General features: G+C 51.5%; 22 protein-coding genes. 11 read left to right on the forward strand and 11 right to left on the reverse strand.

Annotation, left to right across the window (positions count from 1 at the left end):
- Window positions 1–184: 184 nt before the first annotated feature.
- Together H8710_RS05775 and H8710_RS05780 are read left to right on the forward strand one after the other, a co-directional pair.
- Window positions 185–1,039, forward strand: coding sequence for an EamA family transporter (locus H8710_RS05775; protein WP_249294467.1), 855 nt, complete (start codon window positions 185–187; stop codon window positions 1,037–1,039).
- A gap of 125 nt (window positions 1,040–1,164) precedes the next feature.
- The gene (locus H8710_RS05780) at window positions 1,165–1,359 is read left to right on the forward strand and encodes a hypothetical protein (protein WP_249294468.1); all 195 of its coding nucleotides are present in this window, start codon (window positions 1,165–1,167) and stop codon (window positions 1,357–1,359) included.
- Window positions 1,360–1,489: 130 nt separating this feature from the next.
- Here the strand turns inward: H8710_RS05780 and H8710_RS05785 are convergent, their stop codons facing one another.
- The 7 genes from H8710_RS05785 to H8710_RS05815 form a co-directional block, all read right to left on the reverse strand.
- A complete protein-coding gene (locus H8710_RS05785; RefSeq protein WP_249294469.1) occupies window positions 1,490–2,866 on the reverse strand; it encodes an MATE family efflux transporter in 1,377 nt (458 codons plus the stop codon).
- Window positions 2,867–3,301: 435 nt separating this feature from the next.
- Window positions 3,302–3,613: a hypothetical protein gene (locus H8710_RS05790; RefSeq protein ID WP_249294470.1), complete on the reverse strand. Its 312-nt coding sequence runs from the start codon at window positions 3,611–3,613 to the stop codon at window positions 3,302–3,304.
- 497 nt (window positions 3,614–4,110) lie between these two features.
- A complete protein-coding gene (locus H8710_RS05795) occupies window positions 4,111–5,265 on the reverse strand; it encodes an IS110 family RNA-guided transposase (protein ID WP_249294471.1) in 1,155 nt (384 codons plus the stop codon).
- A gap of 149 nt (window positions 5,266–5,414) precedes the next feature.
- On the reverse strand, window positions 5,415–5,861 hold the full coding sequence (locus tag H8710_RS05800) for a hypothetical protein (protein WP_249294472.1): 447 nt from the start codon (window positions 5,859–5,861) through the stop codon (window positions 5,415–5,417).
- Between the two features lie 11 nt (window positions 5,862–5,872).
- A complete protein-coding gene (locus tag H8710_RS05805) occupies window positions 5,873–7,483 on the reverse strand; it encodes a colicin E5-related ribonuclease (protein WP_249294473.1) in 1,611 nt (536 codons plus the stop codon).
- A 393-nt stretch (window positions 7,484–7,876) separates the two neighbouring features.
- A complete protein-coding gene (locus tag H8710_RS05810; RefSeq protein ID WP_249294474.1) occupies window positions 7,877–10,111 on the reverse strand; it encodes a DNA gyrase subunit A in 2,235 nt (744 codons plus the stop codon).
- 71 nt (window positions 10,112–10,182) lie between these two features.
- On the reverse strand, window positions 10,183–12,162 hold the full coding sequence (locus H8710_RS05815) for a DNA gyrase/topoisomerase IV subunit B (protein ID WP_249294475.1): 1,980 nt from the start codon (window positions 12,160–12,162) through the stop codon (window positions 10,183–10,185).
- Between the two features lie 382 nt (window positions 12,163–12,544).
- On the opposite strand from H8710_RS05815, the gene H8710_RS05820 reads away from it, so the two are divergent.
- The 5 genes from H8710_RS05820 (at window position 12,545) to H8710_RS05840 (ending at window position 16,337) form a co-directional block, all read left to right on the forward strand.
- Window positions 12,545–12,736, forward strand: coding sequence for a hypothetical protein (locus H8710_RS05820; RefSeq protein ID WP_249294476.1), 192 nt, complete (start codon window positions 12,545–12,547; stop codon window positions 12,734–12,736).
- 69 nt (window positions 12,737–12,805) lie between these two features.
- Entirely contained in the window at window positions 12,806–13,333 is a 528-nt protein-coding gene (locus H8710_RS05825) for a coiled-coil domain-containing protein (RefSeq protein WP_249294477.1), read from the forward strand.
- Between the two features lie 108 nt (window positions 13,334–13,441).
- Window positions 13,442–13,732, forward strand: coding sequence for a hypothetical protein (locus H8710_RS05830; RefSeq protein WP_249294478.1), 291 nt, complete (start codon window positions 13,442–13,444; stop codon window positions 13,730–13,732).
- A 66-nt stretch (window positions 13,733–13,798) separates the two neighbouring features.
- Complete coding sequence (locus H8710_RS05835) at window positions 13,799–14,599, forward strand: class I SAM-dependent methyltransferase (RefSeq protein WP_249294479.1); 801 nt, start codon at window positions 13,799–13,801, stop codon at window positions 14,597–14,599.
- A gap of 154 nt (window positions 14,600–14,753) precedes the next feature.
- A complete protein-coding gene (locus H8710_RS05840) occupies window positions 14,754–16,337 on the forward strand; it encodes a putative polysaccharide biosynthesis protein (RefSeq protein ID WP_249294480.1) in 1,584 nt (527 codons plus the stop codon).
- A 65-nt stretch (window positions 16,338–16,402) separates the two neighbouring features.
- On the opposite strand, the gene H8710_RS05845 is transcribed toward H8710_RS05840, so the two are convergent.
- The 4 genes from H8710_RS05845 to H8710_RS05860 are packed head-to-tail and all read right to left on the reverse strand — an operon-like array spanning window position 16,403 to window position 18,155.
- Window positions 16,403–16,867, reverse strand: coding sequence for a GNAT family N-acetyltransferase (locus H8710_RS05845; protein ID WP_249294481.1), 465 nt, complete (start codon window positions 16,865–16,867; stop codon window positions 16,403–16,405).
- A 38-nt stretch (window positions 16,868–16,905) separates the two neighbouring features.
- Window positions 16,906–17,745, reverse strand: a complete 840-nt coding sequence (sfsA, locus tag H8710_RS05850) for a DNA/RNA nuclease SfsA (protein WP_249294482.1) — start codon at window positions 17,743–17,745, stop codon at window positions 16,906–16,908.
- Window positions 17,735–17,962 carry a DUF1653 domain-containing protein gene (locus H8710_RS05855; protein WP_249294483.1) on the reverse strand — a complete coding sequence of 76 codons (228 nt, stop codon included), beginning with the start codon at window positions 17,960–17,962 and terminating at the stop codon, window positions 17,735–17,737. Before H8710_RS05855 ends, sfsA begins: the two co-directional genes overlap by 11 nt.
- A 43-nt stretch (window positions 17,963–18,005) precedes the next feature.
- Window positions 18,006–18,155: a hypothetical protein gene (locus H8710_RS05860; protein WP_249294484.1), complete on the reverse strand. Its 150-nt coding sequence runs from the start codon at window positions 18,153–18,155 to the stop codon at window positions 18,006–18,008.
- 328 nt (window positions 18,156–18,483) lie between these two features.
- Here H8710_RS05860 and H8710_RS05865 point away from each other — a divergent pair, with 328 nt between their 5' ends.
- The 4 genes from H8710_RS05865 to H8710_RS05880 all read left to right on the forward strand — a co-directional run bounded on the left by H8710_RS05865 (window position 18,484) and on the right by H8710_RS05880 (window position 21,471).
- Window positions 18,484–18,855, forward strand: a complete 372-nt coding sequence (locus H8710_RS05865) for a PadR family transcriptional regulator (protein ID WP_249294485.1) — start codon at window positions 18,484–18,486, stop codon at window positions 18,853–18,855.
- Entirely contained in the window at window positions 18,842–19,591 is a 750-nt protein-coding gene (locus H8710_RS05870; RefSeq protein WP_249294486.1) for a DUF1700 domain-containing protein, read from the forward strand. The genes H8710_RS05865 and H8710_RS05870 overlap by 14 nt, the downstream gene beginning before the upstream one ends.
- Before the next feature lies 1 nt (window position 19,592).
- A complete protein-coding gene (locus tag H8710_RS05875) occupies window positions 19,593–20,588 on the forward strand; it encodes a DUF4097 family beta strand repeat-containing protein (protein WP_249294487.1) in 996 nt (331 codons plus the stop codon).
- A gap of 205 nt (window positions 20,589–20,793) precedes the next feature.
- Window positions 20,794–21,471, forward strand: coding sequence for a TVP38/TMEM64 family protein (locus tag H8710_RS05880; RefSeq protein WP_249294488.1), 678 nt, complete (start codon window positions 20,794–20,796; stop codon window positions 21,469–21,471).
- The last annotated feature ends 23 nt before the right edge of the window (window positions 21,472–21,494 follow it).

Here is a 21,494-nt window from a genome sequence, read left to right on the forward strand (position 1 = left end):
AGCGCCGGCTGTTTCATTATTGATGAAAAAACACTAAAAAATGACCTGATTGGAAAATGCGTTGACAAAAGGAAAAGAGTATGATATTTTGAATCTCACGATAAATATAAGTTTCAGAAAATCACGAAAAAATCTCACTAGATGGAGCAGTCAAAATATCCTTTTCCATCCATAAGGAGGAAAAATGAACGCATTTTTACTGATTGTCATTATATTCGGGATGACGCTGCAGCAGGTGGCAAGAAAAGCCTACAACATCAGGGTAAAAGGCGGCGTTTACAGCTTTTCCGCGGCGAGTGCTCTGGTTGCTGCCTTACTTTTCGTTGCGGTCTCCGGCGGAAGTTTTCAATTTTCCTCGACAGCCTTAATCTATGCGATTGCTTTTGCAATTGCGTACAGCGTTGCAATGGTATTCACCCTGCTTGCCATAACCGAAGGGCCGCTGGCCTTAACCTCCTTGATCATTTCTTACTCGCTGATTATTCCCACATTTTATGGCTTGCTCTTTTTAAATGAACCAATAGGAATCTGGCTTTTGATCGGAATTTTCCTGCTGCTTGTCTCCCTATTTCTCATCAACTGGGAAAAAAAGGGAGAAAAAAAAGAAATTACCCTTAAATGGGGCCTGTTTGCCTTACTGGCTTTTGTGGGGAATGGCGCCTGCTCCACCATTCAAAAAGTTCAGCAAATCGATTGCGGCGGCCGATACAAGAATGAATTTATGATGATAGCCCTCACTATTTCGGCCGTTGTTATGTTCCTGCTTGCACTGCCTGTGGAAAAGAAACGACTTGCCAACAACCTGAAGCAAGGTTTTCTCTGGTATCTTTTATGTGGTCTTGGCAACGGCGCTGTCAACCTCTTCGTGCTGGTACTGTCCCTCAAAATGCCGGCGTCTGTTATGTTTCCCTTAATTTCCGCCGGAGGTATTGTGACAACGGTTTTCATATCGCTATTTGTGTATAAAGAAAAGCTGTCGATCCAGCAAAAATTCGGCGTCGCTTTGGGCACACTTGCCATTGTAGCGCTCAATTTGTAATCGAATGCCTTTGCAAAAAATTTCGCATAACTCCTTCAATTCAGCGGATACTAGTAAGGCAATCGGCACCACGGAAATGCGTTTGCCCGCAGTGCCATGCTTTCCCTGAAAGAGAGGAATTTTAGATGAGCAAAAACGTCAAGCAGCAGGTGCTCGACGAACTGAACAGCCGGATCGACCGCTTGAAAAAACATGCCGATGATCCCATCGTTCAGGCGGACAACAACTACGACGTGTTGAACCAGGCTCTGTCAAAGACCATCGGTGAACCCCTCTGCAAAGAGCTGGAAAACGTCCGAGATTTCGTCGAAACCCTGTAGTGAAAACAAAAAAGCACCCGCCGAAAGCCCTTTTTCCTCCGTCACTGCGTTTGCGGGCGGCACACCGCCCTGCGGATGGAAATTAGAGCGCTCCTGGCGGGCGCTTTTTTCTGTTTTATAAATCCCTAAATCACTCTTCGCTGAGCTCTATCTGCCCTTTGTCCACAGACTTGACCCATTTGCAGAAGTTCACCTTAACGACCGCTACAAAGCATTTAAGGATCTGGTCGCACTTGAGGCAGCAAAAAACGATAAGGGGCGGAAGCTTCAGCCAAAACGCCGCGGCCCAGGACAGAGGGATGACCACCAGCCAGATAAAGATACTGTCGTTGTAGAGGACGAATTTGGTATCCCCGCCCCCGCGGACGATACCTGTGAGCACCGCCACTTGATAGGACGTCCCTATCACTGTCACCGACAGAACATTCATAAACTGGATTGCCAGCGCCTTGGAAGCTTCGGAAATCTGATAGAAGGTAAGGATGAACCCTTTGGAAAAAAACAGCAGCGCTCCCGTCGCCACACCGATAATGAGATACAGAATTTGCAGCGTCTTGGCGTACTCCTTGACGAGATGGATTTTACCCTCTCCAATGGTCTTGCCTACCAGGACCCCAGACGCGCTGGCTGCGCCGTAAGAAACCACCGACAATATCTGGAACACCGTGGTGGCGATGCTGTTGGCGGCGATGGCTGAAGCACCCAGATGTCCCAAAATACCGGTCTGGATCGCCTGGGCGATGCCCCACATGGCATTGGAGGCGATGACAGGAGACCCCACCCTCACATACTGGCTGAGAAGAGCCTTGTCCATCTTTCCGAAGTCCCTCAGCTTCAAACAAATCTTCTTGTCCCCGAATTTCAGGTAAAAAAGAACAATGATGAATTCGATTACCCTGGAAGTCAGAGTGGCAACGGCGGCGCCTCTAGCCCCCAACTCCGGCGCGCCAAAATTGCCGTAAATCAGGCAGTAGTTGAGGCAGCAGTTGATAATCAGCGTAGAAGTGGACACCGCAAAGCCGATCTTGACCGTCTCGACGCTTCTCAAAGAGCAGAGGAGCACGTTCGTCATAGCGAAAAACACGTAGGAAAAGCAGATGATCTGAAGGTATTTTACCCCTTCGGTGATGACTTCCCCTTCGTTGGTGAGAAGCCCCAGCGTCTGATGAGGCAGGAAAAACACCACTGCCCAGAGGATAACGGCAAAGATGACGCCGAACTTTAAGCCGATATTGACGATTTTGCGGATGGGGTCTATATCTTTGCGCCCCCAGCATCGGGAGCTGAGCACTACGATTCCTTCCCCGACGCCCATAACCACCATTTGGAGGAAAAATTGAATTTGGTTGACCAGCGCCACTCCCGAAAGGGATGGCTCGCTGTAGGCTCCCAGCATGACGTTATCCGCCAGATTGACAGCGAAAACGATTACATTTTGCAGTGCAATAGTAAAGGTCAGCGCAAAAAAACGCCGGTAAAAGTTTTTGTCCTTGGTAAACAGTCCCATATCTTCATACGCCTTTCTTTTTCTGTCTTCCCCGCTCCCAAAGCAGATGCGAGAGTTTCATCGGGCACCAAATATCCTCCGCTCAGGGAGGTTCTCAAATTCCGCGGGAGATTGCCCTTTCCCGCGAAGCAGGAATCTTCACTATGGATTATAAGACTTTTCCTATCGTTTGGCAAGAGGCTGCAGGAAGCAAAACATCTAAAATATCCAAAAATCACATATGCCTTTCTATTTCCTTAAAAACCAACATCATCCTTATATTAGCTCTACTAGGAGAAAGACTCAGCCATTGGCAACGTCCAAAAACCCTGCTACGGATATGCCCGACACTTTTCCCGCTCTCAGCGACTTGATTCCTTTGACCTTTCGTATACAGAAAACTGGAGGTATTCCGATAGGCCTTGCCCAATGGAATACCTCCTACAGTGTCTGCGATTAAATGATTTCACCTTTGGAAGTTCTTATCTCCTTAGGATAATTATGGTAATTAATTTCGATTAACTCTCCATTTTTAAGCGTTTTACTATTGTTATTTACAATTTTTAATATTTTTAGTGCACAAGCAAAATACTCCTCAAAATTTGAATCATCGTCCTCAAGGCCATTATCTGTTTCATAGCAGGTATCTACTTTTGCTTCGACAACATCCCCATTGCACAATGTTAAAATATATATATCATCTTTATTTTTACTAATTGCCAAAAACAATTTTTCCATTATGTTTTTTTCTTTAAGTGAAAAAAACATATGATTTACCTCCATTTTTATTGCAGAAAATAAAAAATTCATTATAGATTCTTAAAGTCATTATTTAACTCTGTAAGTAAAACAATAATTTCAGTTGGGTTCTGCATATTCCATCCCCAAGCTGTTTGATTTTGTTTATAAGCCCATTGTGCTTCTGTCTGCGGGAAGTCAGGATTATCCATATATAAATTAGTCGCCGATTTATCTTCGTAAATTATTTTGTTAACTAAATCAACCTCATCTAATTCACTATTAATTTTTCCATGGATATTTACTTCTTTGGGATTATTAACTATATCAGTAGCCCTACTTCCCCACTTGGCATTGACACTGAACCCTCATGCCTTTTACGCCTTTTCCATTCCCTTCTTTGGAAAAAGCGCCCTGCCTTGTTGGTTTCGGCAGTTTTTAATCCTGATTCTCAAATACAGAAAAAGAACAAGGGAATCCCTTCTCCGCTGTGTTTGTCTCCAATATAAATGCTCCGACAGCCGATTTCAAACAGTTTCTTCCCCTGTTCTTCTCTCCGGTTCCCGGAATTCAGTGTGGTTCTTTAACATTCCGTACACGATATTCACCAGGCGTCTGGCAATGCAGATTAACGCCTGTGGTTTGTTCTTGCCTTCCTCCTGCTTCCTCAGATAATACTCCAGGAACACGAGATGCCTCGCCGTCCCGCTGGAGGCTACCTGCACCATCTGGATGGCAAGAAAGTAAAAGATGGCCTGGAGCCGCCGGTTTCCCTGTTTGGGGCACACGTCCTTCCCTTTTCCCGCCGAGGAAAAGTTCACAGGGGCGATCCCGGCGAATTTCGCCAGCTTGTTGGCATTGGGGAATCGGTCAATGTTTCCGATTTCGGACAGCAGGTTTGCCGCCGTTGCTATGTCGATTCCCGGCATGGTCATCAGGGTGCAGTTAAAGTTTGGAAGCATGGCTTCTATCGCCGCCTCCACTTCCTTCATCTGAACACGGTATAGTGCTCCAAATCCTCCACCAGGCCTCTGGTGACGGCATCCCGGCTCTCCTGGCAGTCTCGGTAGGTTTCCCCGTCTGGACTTTACCAGTTCCAGTGTCCGGTCCGCCCGTTTGGTGGAGCAGTTATTATGGCTCACCGGGCGCAACTCTCCCGCCAATTCCTCCGCTGATTTTCCATGCAGATGTATGGGGGATGGGTATCTCCCGAAGAAATACAAAGGCGTTGGGCGTCCGATGTCCTCGAAGAACTTCTTGTAGCTTGGATACGCCATGCAAAGCTGTTCGTGAAGCTGGTTCTTTAGTCTCTGTTGATGGACGCTGATGTTATCCCTCCGATTGACCAACTGGCTTAACGTCCAGTATTTATCATCCGGGATGGCATCCGGCAGCTTGTTGATTAAGACCAATGCCACTGCCTCCGCATCGTAGCTGTCACTTTTTTGGTACATGGGGACGCTTTTTCTCTGGGCGTAGGACAGGGCGGTGTTTACGTCTTTTACGATGCAGTCTTTTACGATGCAGCCTTTTTCAAGGAGCCACACCGCCAACGTGCGGCCATAGCCGTAGGCGTTTTCCAGCCCATAGACGGGTGTCTTTCCTTCCGTCACATAACGGCTGACCTTCCTCGTCAGCTTGTGAAACTGGGCTGGCTTGTTCTCAATGGTGATCTCTCCCAACTGCCGTCACTCCATCTCACTCAGGCATTTCTCTCCAAATCCGCCGATATTACCAGGGTCGAAAAGTGTGCGGGTTAAAGAGGTTATGCCAGAAAGCGGCATAACCTCGGTAGACATCGCCGGCAAGGCCGGGCGGAAAATAAAAATTTCTAAAAAACTTGGAAGTATAACATCGAATTTTCTAATCTGCTGTCTAGAGTTTTCTCTTCTTCGAAAGAAGTCATTTGAATATTTTTTAAGTAATCATTTAATATCCTTTCATAAAAAGCAAAATCATTTATGGCTACAAATGCTTTAGGCTTAAAGTTATCAATAAGTTCTTTAGATAACAAATTTTCTTTCGGATAATCAACAAAATATGATTTTTCCAAATCACAAACTTCAATTTCAAATTCATAATAATGCAGTTCAAAAATCATGTGATTATCTCTATTGATAAGATACGGAGTAATAAGTAAACTGTGTAATTTCCCAGACTTTTTTACTAAGTTTGGTATCGTTAGCATATTGTCCAGGCTTATATAAATGTCATTCTGGTTCTTACAAAAATTTCCTGGGCTTTTTTCTAGTATATTTATAATCTTTTTTGTCTCCATTTCAATTCTCCTTATTTCGGTGTATCAGGTAAATACGGATCAACAATGCTTGGATCTGGTGCCCAAGTAGAGGGGTTGATATTATCACTCACTTGAACAATTGCATTTGTTACATCATCAATTATTACATAGCCCCCTGATTTATTATAATATACTGTTGCTGGATTTCCGGTCGCTTTGTTTGTACTTACTCGTGTTGTATATGGCTGATTTACAGTATCTCTCACTGTATTTTCTGTCCAGCCCCTTTTAGTCATTTGATTATTTAGTTTTGTTGCAGATTTAGTATCACTCCCAAATACAATCTGGTCACCTTTGGTTCCACTTCCCCCCTTAACCACATCATCTACAATCCCAACACCGCTTTTCGGTGAATATCTCGCCACGTCATCCACATTATCCAAGGCCCCGGTTACTCCGCGTCTCACCGCGTCATCTGTTAAGTCCAACCCGTCGTCCAAAAACCCCGCTCCGGATATGCCCGACACTTTTCCCGCTCTTAGCGACTTGATTCCTTTGACCCCGCCGTATACCAAAGAGCCTGTCCCAATAATATCCATGATATGGGCAAAGGAACCGGGTCGCTCGGGAAAAATAGCCCCCACGATCATTCGGGCTGTATCTTCGGGCAACCCTAACATAATCATATTCAGTTTGTCAAATGGCTTTCCTGTCAGTTCTGCTTTGGCCTTTAGCTGCTCAAAACGTTCCACTAAGCCCACAGTCCAATAATTGGCCCAGTCTCCCGCCTCTTTGCGGCTTTGCTGTACTTGCTGAAAAGAGCGGATTGTTTCCCTGACCTCTTCATCCCAATGGGTCAAGTTGTACTCAAAATTATTGGGCCTTTCATAAGTTCGTTTGTTTTCCTTGGCACGGTCTATCCCAGAAAGCCCTTTTTGCGGGTCTCCAGTCATTTCAATGCTCAAAGCCTCCGGCAGCCATGTCAGCCGGCAGCGACAGTTTGGGTGCAGGGGCGGTAGCAGATCCAACTCCACGATTTCATCCAGGGTATAGGCTTTCAGGTGCGGAGCCTCACAGCGTTCGCAGGTGTTCTCCGTTTCTTCCGCCTGAAAAAGAAATCTTTCCCCTTTTTCATAGGTTTGCAGATAAAGATACCAAGCGACCTTTTCGTACTGATCGGCAATCCTTTTCTGGAATTTTTCTTCCTCTACCCGGAATATCGCCGTCATTCCCAAGGCCAAATATTCAACCGCAACTCCCCGCAGCAGTAAACTTGAAACGTTATTGGTCATTTTATCCGCAGCAGTTTCTACAAATTGGTCGATGGTGGCGTTCAGCCTTTTAATCACCTCGGGCGGCGCATAGGACTCGTTCAAGCGATAATGATCGGCATATCTTTCCACGATGTCATATATCTGCCCTTTGAAAAGCATTTTTTTCTGAACGCCTTTTTGCTGGAGCAAAGCCTCTTCTCGGGGACCTTGAGGGGTCAATAATTTATATTTCCTAGGAACCAGTAAGGTGTTGGCCTGGCTAAGCATGTCTGTTTCCGGGGCTTCCATCAAAAATCGGGCATAAAACCAGGCGCAGGCGTTTTTAAGCTCTGTTTCTGTTACTAAAAGCTGCGCTTCATGGACAAAACCATTGATATTTTGGTTCAATCATACCACTTCTTTCGTCAAAAATGAGACAAAAGAAGGACAGCACATAGTTATCAAAAGACAATGGGACACCCCCCTTTGTTGGTTTCCCCTTGACATTATCCGTGCCGTATGCTATACTCTAGTTGCGAAGTAGGTCATAGCAATATGGCTTAAAGTCAGGGGCTTGTGTGGAAAGCGGCTAGCTTTTTACGCGGCCTCTTTCTTTTGTCTTTGGGTTCAGCATACCATCTTTTTCCAGACTTGTCAATACTTTTTGAGAAAATTAGTTACACCATGCAACTTTTGACATAAAACAAAAGCAGGAGGGGTTCTCCTGCTTTTTGTTTGTAGATCCGAATTCGTCTTCTTTTCTGTATCGGCACCGAGTGATTCCCAAAACGGCACCCCGTTTTATCCTAAGGTGAGCTGTTCGCCCAAATCCTCCTCCCGGACGATGGCGCCCGCCGCGGGCAGGGTTTTTGTCCGGTACCGATGGGGGTTCACGAAGGTCTCGGGGGTGAGGGCGTCCACCGACTGCAAAAACGCGCCCTTTTTGAGGGTCATAACGGCGACGCCCTGGTTATCCCGGGTGGCTTTTGAAGCGATCATGTCGGGGTTGAAGATCAGCTTCCGCTTACCCGTTGATGTGAGGACAAATTCCTCCCCTTCCGCCGGGACCTTGAGGGCGACGAGAGGCGATTTGTCGCTGTAGGCGTTCTGGAGCTTTTTGCGGTTGGTTTTGGTCTCGTAGGAAGAAAGCGGCACCTTGGACACCTTTCCGTTTTCGAAGAAAAACAACACGTGTCCGGCAAAATCCGTCGTCACGACGGCACTCAGGAGTTTTTCCCCCTCGTCAAACCCCAGCTTTGAGGGAATATAGTCGCCCATGACGCTTGCCTTGGTCTCAGCAAAATCGGAAAGCTTCGCCTTATAGACTTGTGCCTTGTCGGAGAAGAATAAAAGCTCTGCCTTGTTGCTCACTTCCAGCTGAAGCACCACCTCGTCCCCTTCCTTGAGCTTCTGGTTACTGCTCATCCGCAGGGATTGGGGGGTGATTTTTTTGAAGTACCCTTCCGCCGTCACGAATACGTTAACGGCGTAGTCAGGGACGTCCTCCTCTTCCTCCTCGTCGGGCAGGTCGGAGGCGTAGATAAAGAGGCTCTTTCTCGGCTGGCCGTATTTTTTAATGTCGTCGCGAAGCTCCGCGATGATGATGTTGCTCACCTTCCGGGGGCTTTCGAGGATATCCTGCATCTCGGCGATGTCGTTTTTGAGCTGTTGGATTTCCTCTAATCTGCTTAAAATGTACTCCCGGTTCAAGTGCCGCAGCTTGATTTCCGCCACGTACTCGGCCTGGATTTCGTCGATGCCGAAGCCGATCATCAGGTTGGGGACCACTTCCCCTTCTTCCTCGGTTTCCCGGACGATCTTGATAGCCTTGTCGATGTCGAGAAGGATTTTGCTTAAGCCCTCCAAGAGATGGAGCTTATCCTGCTTTTTTTTCAGGTCAAATTCCACCCGGCGGCGGACGCAGCCCCGGCGGAAACGGATCCACTCTAAGAGAATTTCCTTAGCGCCCATAACCCGGGGCGTCCCGTCGATCAAAACGTTGAAGTTACAGGAAAAAGCCTCCTCCAAAGGGGTCATTTTATAGAGCTTCTGCATCAGCTTGTCCGGGTCGACGCTCCGCTTGATCTCGATGGCGACTTTGAGGCCTGACAGATCTGTTTCGTCCCGGATGTCGGAAATTTCCTTAATTTTGTTTTGCTTGATGAGGTCGATGATCTTGTCGATGACCACCTCCACCGTGGTGGTGGGGGGAATCTCGGTAATTTCGATGCAGTTTTCGGTTTTGTCGTAGTGGTAGCGGGCACGTACCCGAACCGAACCCCGGCCGGTGCTGTAGATTTTCTGCAGCTCCGTTTCGTCGTAAATGATGTAGCCGCCGCCGGGAAAATCCGGGCCCTTTAAGGTCTCCGATACGTCGAAATCCGGGTCTTTTAAAAGCCCGATGGTTGTTTCGCAGACCTCCGACAGATTAAAGGGGCAGATGGCGCTTGCCATGGATACGGCGATGCCGATATTGGAGTTAACTAAAACCGCCGGGAAGGTGGTGGGAAACAGCACCGGCTCAGTGGTGGTGTTGTCGTAGTTGGGGACGAAATCGACGGTGTTTTTGTCGATGTCCCGAAAGAGCTCGGCGGCGATTTTTTCAAGCTTTACCTCGGTGTAACGGGAGGCGGCGTAGGCCATGTCCCGGGAGTAAGCTTTGCCGAAGTTTCCCTTACTGTCCACATAGGGGTGCAAAAGGGCCTCGTTGCCGCGGGCCAGACGCACCATTGTCTCGTAAATAGGGCCGTCGCCGTGGGGGTTTAACTTCATCGTCTGCCCCACCACGTTTGCCGATTTGGTCCGTGCGCCGTTTAAAAGCCCCATCTTGTACATGGTGTAGAGAAGCTTGCGGTGGGACGGCTTAAAGCCGTCGATCTCCGGCAGGGCACGGGACATAATGACGCTCATGGCGTAGGGCATGAAGTTCACTTCCATCGTTTCGGTGATGGGCTGCTCCATGACCACGCCGGCGTCTTTGATATAGGCGTCGGTGCGGGTGACACGTTTGGTTTCGGGGGTTTTCTTTTTAGCCATCTGACGTTAGTCCTTTCGGAAAGGAAACAGCGGGGCGCTGTCGTCCCTTTGATGATAAAAATGATGAAAAATCAGGAGATATCCGCTAAATCCAGGTACTCATGGCCGTGGTTTGCGATGTGATCTTTTCTTCCCTGCAAATCGTCGCCCTCAAACAGGTCGAACACCTGGGACATACGCTCGGCGTCCTCGGGCATGACCTTAATGGCCCGGCGGGTCTCCGGGTTCATGGTGGTAAGCCACATCATGTCCGGCTCGTTTTCGCCCAGTCCCTTGGATCGCTGGATGGTGTACTTCTCGCTGCCGATTTCCTCGAGAATCTGGGCCTTTTCCGGCTCGTTGTAGGCGAAATAAACCTTGTTTTTGGTGTTGATCTCGTAAAGGGGCGTTTGGGCGATGTAGACGTAGCCCTCCTCGATGAGGGTGGGGGTCAGCCGGTAGAGCATGGTGAGGATGAGAGTGCGGATCTGGAAGCCGTCCACGTCGGCATCGGTACAGATGATGACCTTGTTCCAGCGCAGGCCCGACAGGTCGAAAGAGGCAATGTCCTTGTTCTGCTTGGCCTTGACTTCCACGCCGCAGCCCAAAACTTTGAGCAAATCGATAATGATGTCGCTTTTAAAAATCTTGTCGTAGCCCGATTTGAGGCAGTTTAAAATCTTGCCGCGGACGGGGATGATAGCCTGAAACTCCGCGTCCCGAGAGAGTTTGCAGGAGCCCAATGCCGAGTCGCCCTCCACGATGAACAGCTCCCGTTTGGAGACGTCCTTGGTGCGGCAGTCGACAAATTTCTGAACCCTGTTTGTGATATCCATATTACCTTGGAGCTTCTTTTTGATGTTGAGGCGGGTTTTCTCAGCGTTTTCCCGGCTCCGCTTGTTGACGAGGACCTGCTCGGCGATTTTGGAGGCGTCCACCGGGTTTTCCAGGAAGTAAACTTCCAGCTGGTGCTTTAAAAATTCCGTCATGGCCTCGTAGATAAACTTGTTCGTGATGGCCTTTTTGGTCTGGTTTTCGTAAGAGGTCTGGGTGGAAAAGGAGGACGAAATCAGGCAGAGGCAGTCCTCCACGTCGGCAAAGGTGATTTTTCCCTCGTTTTTCAGGTACTTGCCGTTTTGCTTTAGGTAGGAGTCGATCTGGGAGACGAAAGCCTGCCTCACCGCCCGCTCCGGGGAGCCGCCGTACTCGAGAAAGCTCGAGTTGTGGTAGTATTCCGAAATTTGAACCCGGTTGGAAAAACAGAGGGCCACCGAGAGTTTTACTTTGTAGTCGTCACGGTCGTCACGGTCCCGGCCCACCCGTTCGGCTTCCCAGTACTCCACCCCGGTGAGGCCTTGTTCCCCCACCAGTTCTTTCAGATAGTCGGTAATGCCGTTTTCGTAGCAGAAATCGAACTTCTGCACACCATCCGGCGTGTGGTCGACAAATTCAAAGAGGACGCCGGGGTTTACAACCGCCTGCTTTTTGATGGTGTCAAGGAAGTATGCCTGGGGAATTTTGATGTCGGTAAAAACGTCCAGGTCCGCCCGCCATTTCTGGGTGGTGCCGGTTTTTTTCTGGGTGGTGGGGGTCTTTTTCATCTCGCCCACGATATTTCCCTTTTCAAAGTGGAGGTCGTACTGGAACCCGTCCCGGACGACCGTCACGTCGAAATACTCGGAGGAATACTGGGTGGCGCAGGAGCCTAAACCGTTCAGACCCAGGGAATATTCGTAGTTGTTCCCCTGCTCTTTGTACTTGCCGCCGGCGTACAGCTCGCAGAACACCAGCTCCCAGTTATAGCACTGTTCGTTGTTGTTCCAGTCCACCGGGATGCCGCGGCCGAAATCCTGCACCTGAATGGAATCGTCGGCAAAATGGGTGACGACGATTTTGCTGCCGTAGCCCTCTCTCGCCTCGTCGATGGAGTTTGAGAGAATCTCGAAGAAGGAGTGCTCACAGCCCTCCAGGCCGTCCGACCCAAAGATGACCGACGGGCGTTTGCGCACCCGGTCGGCGCCCTTGAGCGACGATATGCTTTCATTTCCGTACTCTTCCCTTTTCTTAGCCATGAAGTCCTCCGTAACCGTTTATTTTGGGCTTTGTCCCGCGTGACCGGCGGCCTGGGACAGCCTGTCCCTAAGAGTCTCGGAGAGAATCTCCGCCGATACCCGAAAACGCCCCCGCCGTTTTGTGGGCCGGGGACATGACCGCGCTGGTTAGACCCGCTTTCCTTGGGACAGCAAGTGAAATCAACATCATCCGCCTGACAAGCAGACGTAACTAGTCTTATTTTAGTATATTTTGGGGCAGGTGTCAAATGCTTCCTCTATTCACGGTTATGATGTGCAGGGATTTTTAGATTATGAGCGGAAGAAAATAGTGGGCCTATGTCAGGTTCACTTTCCCATTTTCCTTTCTTTTCCTGTAAAATGAATACAAGGAGGTGACGAAATGGTAAAGCATTTTTCTATTCACGTAGACGATCTGATGTATGAAAAGTTCAAATCCCTTTGCGAATATTACGGCCGTTCGGTCAACGCTCAGGTGAAGATCATGATCACCCGGCGGATCGAATTTTTCGAGAAAAAGCACGGGGAGTTGGAACCGCTGGAAACGGAAAGTTCGGATTCCGCGCAATTTTAGCCGGAAACGAATTTTTTCCTTGAAATCCAAAACGATGTCTGGTATACTGGAAGTCACGGAGGGATGGCCATGGACGAACAGAAGGTATACGATCTGCTTTATCAGATGATGGAGCGTTTTGATAAGCGGTTTGACCAGGTGGATGCGCGCTTGGATTCTCTGGAAAATCGGATGGATTCTCTGGAAAATCGCATCGGCGCTTTGGAAGAAGGGCAGCGGGTTCTCACTGCAAAGGTTGAAGCTCTGGACACGAGAGTTGACGCTTTGGAAGAAGGACAACGCGCACTCACTGCAAAGGTCGACGCCCTGGATGCGAGAGTCGGCGCTTTGGAAGAAGGACAACGCGCACTGGAAGAAGGACAGCGCGTTCTATTTGAAAAATTTGACGCTTTGGATGAAAAAGTCACCGGTATTGACGAGCGTCTGGCCCGAGTGGAGGTCGTTTTGGAAAACGACGTGGTCAAAGGCATCCAGCTTCTGTCGGAGGGCCATCATTTCAACGTCGACAAGCTGGAACGGCTCGAGGACATCGAGGACAAAATAGACGATATCGACAACACCGTCGGCGTGCTGAAATACATAAATGCGAAACCGTAACATCAAACCGCCTGCCTTTTAGGGCATGCGGTTTTTCATTTTTCCTTGCCTTTTTCCCACTTTTTGGTTATACTGGTTATAGTACCGAAACACAAGGAGGATATTAAAATGAAATCGTTAAAAGTCATAGATGAGTTCCGGGTGGAAGCAAAAGAAGCCCTTTTTACCAAACAGCAGGCTGTAGCCATCACCCTGCGGCTGTTGCAGGCAGAGCTGGCCGCCGCTGAGGATGCCCAAGACAGAGAGACCCTCTCCAAGGCGCTTCAGAACATCACTTTCAGCTATCTGGACGCCACCGCCACACCCATCGACGAAATGCTGGACCAGGTGGGGGTCGCCCGCTTCACCTCGGAGCAGATCATCACCGCCATTCAAAACGTCATCTTCGATGTAAAATAACCTGAGAAAATAGTAGGGACGAATACAGTTCGTCCCTACTGTCATTATTAGAGAGGATGTGTCGCCATGCTGACCGCTGCCATGAAAAACGCCGCCCGGTTTAATGGGTTTTCCGAGGTGTACGACGAAAACCGCCCCCGGATGCCGAAACTGGTAACCGAAATCATCGGGCAGTATCTGCAAAAAACGCCGGATACCGTAGTGGATTTGGGCTGCGGCACCGGCCTTTCCACCGCCGCCTGGAAGGGGCGGTGCCGGGAGGCCATCGGCATAGAACCCAACGGTGAAATGCTTCAAAAAGCCCTGGAAAAAGAAGAGAGCGGTATTTCCTTCCAGCAGGGGTACGCCCATCAAATCGGCCTTTCAGACGGGATCGCCGACGTGGTGATCTGCTCCCAGTCCTTCCACTGGATGGAGCCGGAAAGCACTCTGCGGGAGATAAACCGCCTCTTAAAACCGGGCGGCGTCTTTGCCACTGTTGACTGCGACTGGCCGCCCGTCGCCCGCTGGGAGGCGGAACGCGCATTTGACGGGTTGCGGGCCAAATGCAACCGGATCACCGCCGCCCATAAGGAGCTTCAGGAGAGCTTTTTCCAGTTTCCAAAGGAGTGGCATCTGCAAAACATCCGGGAGAGCGGCTATTTCCGCTATGCCCGGGAAGTCCTCTTTTCCAGCGAGGAAAACTGCGACGCCAAACGCTTTATCGGCCTTGCTATGAGCCAGGGCGGGCTCCAAACGGTGCTGAAAACCGTCCCGGAGGAAATCGAAACAGAACTCAGCGCCTTCATCCGCACGGCGGAGGAAATTTTCGGCGGCGAAACCTTCCCCATCCACTTCAGCTACCGGATGCGGATCGGTATCAAATAGCTTTCCCTGTCACCAAAAACCGGCATGGGTTATCCATGTCGGTTTTTTACGCCTTTCTGGCATGTTTGCCCCTTCCTGTCCATATAAATGGTACATGGTATGGATTTGGCCGCGGCCCTGGATCTCGGGGCGGACGGCGGAAAGGCAGATGTCGATGAAAGCAAAACTTTTCCTCAAAAACACCGTGATCCTGACGGTGGGTTCCATCATCCTGCGGTTGATCGGAGTGGCCTTTGGGGCGTATCTCTCCCGGCAAATCGGCGCCGAGGGAATGGGGCTCTACCAGCTGGTCTTTTCGGTTTATAACTTTGCCTCCACTCTTGCGACTTCGGGGATCTACCTGTCGGTGACAAGGCTCGTCGCCGAGGGCATCGGCCGGGGCTCTTATGCCGACGCCAACGATGCCATGCGCAAGTGCATGATCTACGGTGTCATCGTCAGCACGGTGGCGGCTTCGGCTCTGTACGGGTTTTCGGTCCCCATCGGGACAAAGCTCCTAGACGACCCGCGGACCGTCTTATCCCTGCGGATTCTCGCCTGCGCCCTGCCCTTCATGGCTTTTTCCTCCAGCCTGCGGGGGTACTTCTTCGCCATCCGCAACGTCGTGAAATCCACTTCCAGCCAGATTCTCGAACAGCTTATCCGGATGGCGGTGGTATCCGTCGGACTCACCATCCTGCTCCCCAAGGGGATGACCTGGGCATGTGCCGCCATCGCTTTGGGCTCGGTGGGCGGCGAAGCGCTGGCCTTCTTATACACCCTGGTCCTCTACCTCCGGGACCGGCGGAAACGGAATTTCACCCCCAAGCGGCAGAAGGAGACCACCCGCAGGGTGCTGGCCATCACCATTCCGGTGGCCCTGAGCTCCTACTTGCGGTCGGCGCTGGTGACCATCGAAAATATCCTCATACCGAGGGGCTTCAAAAAATACGGGGCAACCGGCCAGAGCGCCCTGGCTCAGTACGGTATGATGGAGGCCATGGTCATGCCCATCCTCACCTTTCCGTCGGCTTTTCTCACATCCTTTTCGAGCCTTCTTGTCCCGGAGCTGGCGGAAGCGGCGGCGGTGGGCAACCGGCGGCAGATTAACCGCCTCGCCTCCCGGGTCATGCAGCTCACCCTCTTTTTTTCCCTGCCCATCACAGCGGCGTTCATCGCCTTTGGGGAGGATTTGGGCCTCGCCGTCTACCAGAGCGCCGAAGCGGGGGCCATGCTGCGGGTTCTAGCTCCGCTGGTGCCCATGCTGTATCTAGACACGGTGGCAGACGCCATGCTCAAAGGTCTGGACGAACAGGTCAGTTCCCTGCGGTACAGCATCATCGACTCGGCCATAAGCGTTGTACTCATCTACCTGCTGATCCCTATTTACGGGGTCAATGGCTACATCGCCGTCATGTTTATCAGCACCTTTGTCAACGCGGCGTTGAGCATCAACTGCCTCGTCCGGGTGACAGAGATTCCCTTCTCCCTGGGCGACTGGGTCATTAAGCCCATCATCGCCGTGACGGCTTCCTCAATTGGAGTGCTCTATCTGGTGCGGGGCCTCACCTTTTCCTCCCATGCCATGGCGGTGGTCGTCAAGGCAGGACTGATGCTGCTGTGCTATTTCGGGCTGCTGCTCCTGACCCGGGCGGTTACGTTTCGGGAAATCCGGGACTTCCGGCGGATTCTTCACCCAAAGGATCAAAAATCCCAAATAGCTCCTGCACCCCATCGGCAAGCAAGCCACAGCCTATAAGACAGAAAACCCGTTTACAGAGGCATCCTCTTCTGTAAACGGGTTTTGCTTTACACTGATATTTTCTACAATTTCAGCTCCATAGTCAGGTTTTTCGCCGTCATTCCCAGCTCCTCATAAAACCGGACGGCGTTTTCGTTAAACGACCAGACCATCAGCTCCAAGGTTGCGGCGCCCTCGTCTTTAGACATTTGGCAGGCCGCCTCAAAGAGCTGCTTGCCGATGCCCTGCCGCCGGTAATCCGAGTGGACGCAGAGGTCATCCATAAACGCCATCTTCCGCGGTACCAACAGAGGGTTTGAATAGGACGGCCGGATTTGGAACACGCAGAACCCGGCGGCCCGGTCCCCGTCTAGCGCCAGCAATACGGTGGAGTCGGAGAGCATGGTCAGGTAGTATTCCTCGGTCAGCGGGTCCACGTCCCGGTAGATGTCGGGGCGGCTCTCCAAATGGAGCTGGTGCACCTGCCGCATCAGCTCGTGGATGGCGGGGAAATCGGCTTCCGCCGCTTCTCGGATAAGAATGTTCATGGCTTGCTCCTTTATATACGGCAATTTCACCGGTACTGCTACAGTTCGACGGGGACGATAGATTTGAGCCGCACCTCGTCCGGTTTAACGAAGCAGTCGGCGGCAACGATCCCGATACCTTTTTTTGCCGCCTCCCGCAGGGCTTCTCCAAAAGCGGGATGGGTCTCGTCGTTGGGGGCAAAAAAGCGGACGTTTTCCATTTGGATGATGAAGAGGATGAACCCACCGTACCCTCCGTCCAGCGCACGGCACAGTTCCCGGACATGTTTCAGGCCCCGCTCGGTGGGCGCGTCGGGGAAATAAACCGCGCCGTCCTGTTCCAGCGTCACGCCTTTCACCTCGACGAAAGCCTGTTTGCCGCCTTTTTCAAGGCAGAGGTCAAACCGGGAGTCGCCGTACCGCACCTCACGGCGCACCGCGTCGGGCTGTTCCCAGCCGGGAAGGGCCAGCGTTCCGTCTAAAATGGCTTCGGCGGCGATTTCGTTGGGGGCCTGAGAGTCCATGTTGATGAGCCGTTCCCCCTTCTGCACCGCGATGAGGGACCAGCTCGTTTTTCGGGCGGGGTTATCGTGGTGCTGAAGCCAGACGGTGGCACCGGGGAGCAGCAGTTCCCTGCATCGGCCGGTGTTTTTTACATGGGCCACCACTTCTTCCCCGCCGATGCGGCATCGAGCCGTATTTTTCACGTGAGCTACCACTTCTTCCCCGCCGATGCGGCATCGTGCCGTATTTTTCACGTGTGTTACCACTTCTTCGTCGCCGATGGGGCCGGTGCTCTCCGCATGGACGGCTGCTTCTCCCCCCTCCACCAGACAATGGGCGATGAACCGGTTGGGCCGTTCGAGAAAAACGGCCCGGTGCACATCCTTATAGTTCATCGCAGCCTCCGATGTAGGTAAAACGCTTGACAGCGGCCCCGTTTCGCTCCACCATTTCGTCCCACATAGACAAAGGGCGGACCCATATGTCCCGATTATCGTACAAAGCGCGGTAAACGACCATCTCCTCTAATGTTTCGGAGTGTTTTGCCACCCCCAGCACCTCGTATTCTTTTCCTTTAAAGTGGCGGTATCGTCCAAGCTTTATGGTTTCCATATTTTGGCCTCCTATACGGTTTGAAACGCCGAATTTCTATTTCTTACACGTCACGTCTGACGGTATTTTTGTAAAATCCCATCCAATTCTTCGGCGGGAATCTCCCGAACCGGGCGAATAGGCCAGGCTCCCCATCGTAGATGCGGCGCAGGGCATCCCCGTCGCTTCTTTTTGCAAACCGAATCTCCATCATAAAATCCCCTTTTTCTGCCGTATCCCTGAATTTTTAGGATTTCTGAATCGTTATATTGATAAAAAACAACTTATTATGCAGTCCAGTATATCAGATTATCCAAAAAAAATAAAGTTTTTTCCAGTTACCCTATTGACATCTAATATTATACAACATATAATATCGTTAAACAAACAATGTTATTTGTCATATCATAACTCAACCGGAAAAGGATTCCAGGCGGCGATAGCCCAAAGGAGGCCTTTTCCTCTGGATGAAGCCCTGCGAAGGCGGCTCGGCCGCAAACCTCACGCTTTATCCGATTACACAGAAGGGAGACAAAACAAAAATGGCTTTTCAGATGGGTTCTTCCCTTTTGGACGCCTGTGTCCTGTCGGTTCTGGCCCGTGAAGACACCTACGGCTACCGGCTCACCCAGGAAGTCCGCTCGGTGGTGGAAGTGTCGGAATCCACCCTGTACCCGGTGCTCAGACGGCTCCAGAAAGACGACGCCGTCGAGCCCTACGACGTCCCCTATCAGGGGCGCAACCGCCGCTACTACCGCCTGACCGGGCGGGGGGAACAGCTGGCGAGGGATTACCAAAGCGAATGGGTGGACTTTAAGTCCCGCATCGACCGCATCTTATTACAGCAAGCGCTTCCCGCCTCCAAAGAACCGGCGGAAAACGGAAAGGATGGTTTTCAGCATGAACAGGCGTGAGTTTATGGAGCAGCTGCGCGGGCTTCTCAAAACCCTGCCCTACGGGGAGCAGGAGGACGCCCTGCAATTTTATGAGGAGTATTTTGACGACGCGGGTGTCGATAACGAACAGCGGGTCATCGAGGAGCTGGAAAGCCCCGAAGCCGTCGCGCAAAAAATCATGCTCAACTCCCCGTCGGTTCCGGCGGCACAGGGCTGGGTAAACGCCGATAACGGGGCGGAAGAAGCCGCCTCGGAGAAGGCGAACAGCGCGCCATCTGGCGACTCGGCCACTGCCGGAAGCTCCGGTTACGACCCTTCTGCATTTGAGCGGTACTACAAAAACCAGCAGATGGCAAAGCAGCAGAAATCCTCAAGCTGGGTGCTCTGGCTGGTGTTTATCCTCACTTTTCCCATCTGGTTTCCTCTGGGCATCGGCTTGCTGGCGTTGATTTTCTCGCTGGCGGTTACGGCTCTGGCGCTGATCTTTTCCTTTGCCGTCACAGTCGTCGCGCTGGTGGCCACAGTGATCCTCGCCCTGATTCTCGGCATTCCCATGCTGTTCTACGACCCCTTAAACGGCTTTTACATGCTCTCTGTGGCGGTCATGGCGGCGGGCGTGGCGCTGATCTTCATCCCGCCGGTGGGCTGGCTCTGCAAAAAAGGCATCCCCGGCATGTTCCGCGGCATCGGGAAGCTGTTTTCCGGCAGCTCCAAGAAGGTGAAATCCACCTTCGGCAAGAAAGGGGTGGAGTAATATGAAAAAAAGCACCGTCATTATGCTCTGCGTGGGATTTGCGCTGCTCGTGATGGGAGGCGCCGTTTTCGCCCTGACCTTCAGCATGGGCGCCATCGGCTACGAGGGAGATTTCTTCCAGTTCGGCTTCGGCCGCCACGGCGCCGACGAACCATATATCTACGACGACAATTCCTACGACGGCAGGGAGACCTACACCTACGGCGGCAAGGTCTATGAAAACAAAAGCCTCGCCTTGGAGGGCGCAAACGCCCGTTTCACCCAGGTGGAGCTCCAGTTGGGGCTGGCCGACACCACCGTCACCCAGGACGGCGGCCCGGCCTATGTCAAATCCGAGAATTTCCCCGAAGGGAAGCTCTCCTTTGAAGTCGCGGACGGAAAGCTCATCGTCAAGGACCTGTCCCGGAACATAAATTTCAATTTCGGCATCAGGCAGCCCAAACGGCAGCGGAAGCTGACCATCAACCTGCCCCCCGACGCCGAGCTGGCCGCCATGAAATGTGACCGCGGGGTGGGCGACCTGAGCGTCAAAGGCATATCCGCTGGAACCCTGACCGTCACTGACGGGGTGGGAAGCCTCTACATGGAAAACGTATCCACAAACCGTCTCAGCCTGTCCAGCGGCGTGGGCGACACCACCGTCAAAGGCCTCACCTGTAAGGGAGACGCTGACCTGACCCGGGGCGTGGGCGATATGGACGTGGAGGGCGCCAATATTGAAGGCGCCGTCAAAATCACCGGCGGCACCGGGGATTTCGACCTGACGGGCATCGTCAAAGGGGACATTTCCCTGGAAGCGGGCGTAGGCGACTGCGACCTGAAGCTTTTAGGCGAGCCCGGCGACTACTACTTTACCCTGGACAAAGGGGTGGGCGACCTGAGCATCGACGACATCGAATTTTCCAGCAAGCAGAAAACCTACGGGCAGCCGGATGCTCCCTACAAAATCGATTTGCGGGGCGGCGTCGGCGAAATCGACGTGGAATTCATGCAATAAACCATTTCCCTGGCGGATACAGCATCCGCCGGGGGATTTTTGTGTTTGCTTCAAACGAAACTTCCCGCCCCCGCAAAATTTTCCCGAAATGTTCACGGTTTTGCGACATTTTCGGTTTGTTTTTTTACCCATCCGGTGCTATACTGAAAAGAAAACGGATTTTCCGGCTGAGGGGCTCTCCCCCGCCGGTCTTTGGGGCGTTTTTATGGATAAAAGCAAAGGACAAAAAATCTTCGGCGTGATTCTCAAAATCCTGCCGTTTTTAATCATCGGCGTTCTCATCGCCTGCAACTGGGATTGGCTGCGGCACCTGACCTTCGAGCAGATCGTCAGTTATACCCCGGAAAACCTCTTTTTAGCGGCGCTCATCCTCATCGGGCTATACGGGCTGAAGTCGCTCACCGTGGTGTTTCCGCTGGTGGCGCTCTACATGGCGGCAGGGGTGCTGTTTCCTTTCTGGCCGGCGCTGCTCGTCAATGTTCTGGGGCTCGCCCTCTGCGTCACCATTCCCTACTGCATCGGGCGGTTTTCCGGCAGCGAATTCATCCAGTGGCTCAACCGGAAGTTCCCGAAAATCGACAAACTAAACCACCTGCAAATCAACAACACCCTCTTCTCCGCTTATCTGCTCCGGGTGGTCAGCATTCTGCCCGGCGACGTGGTGAGTATGTATTTCGGGGCCTCCCGGTCGAAATATTTCCCTTACCTTGTGGGCTCCATCCTGGGGCTGTCCCCCATCATGGTCATCCAGACCCTCATGGGGGAAAACCTGGACGACCCGTTTTCGCTGAAGTTCTTCCTGCTGTTGGCGGCCATGGTGCTCGTCTCCCTCTTTTCCTCCCGAATGTTCAACCGCCGCCTTAAGGAACAGGCGAAGGATTAGCATTGTCGTTTCGCAGGCGATGT

The sequence above is a fragment of the Fumia xinanensis genome, from assembly GCF_014384905.1.
Classification (GTDB): Bacteria; Bacillota; Clostridia; order Oscillospirales; family Ruminococcaceae; genus Fumia; species Fumia xinanensis.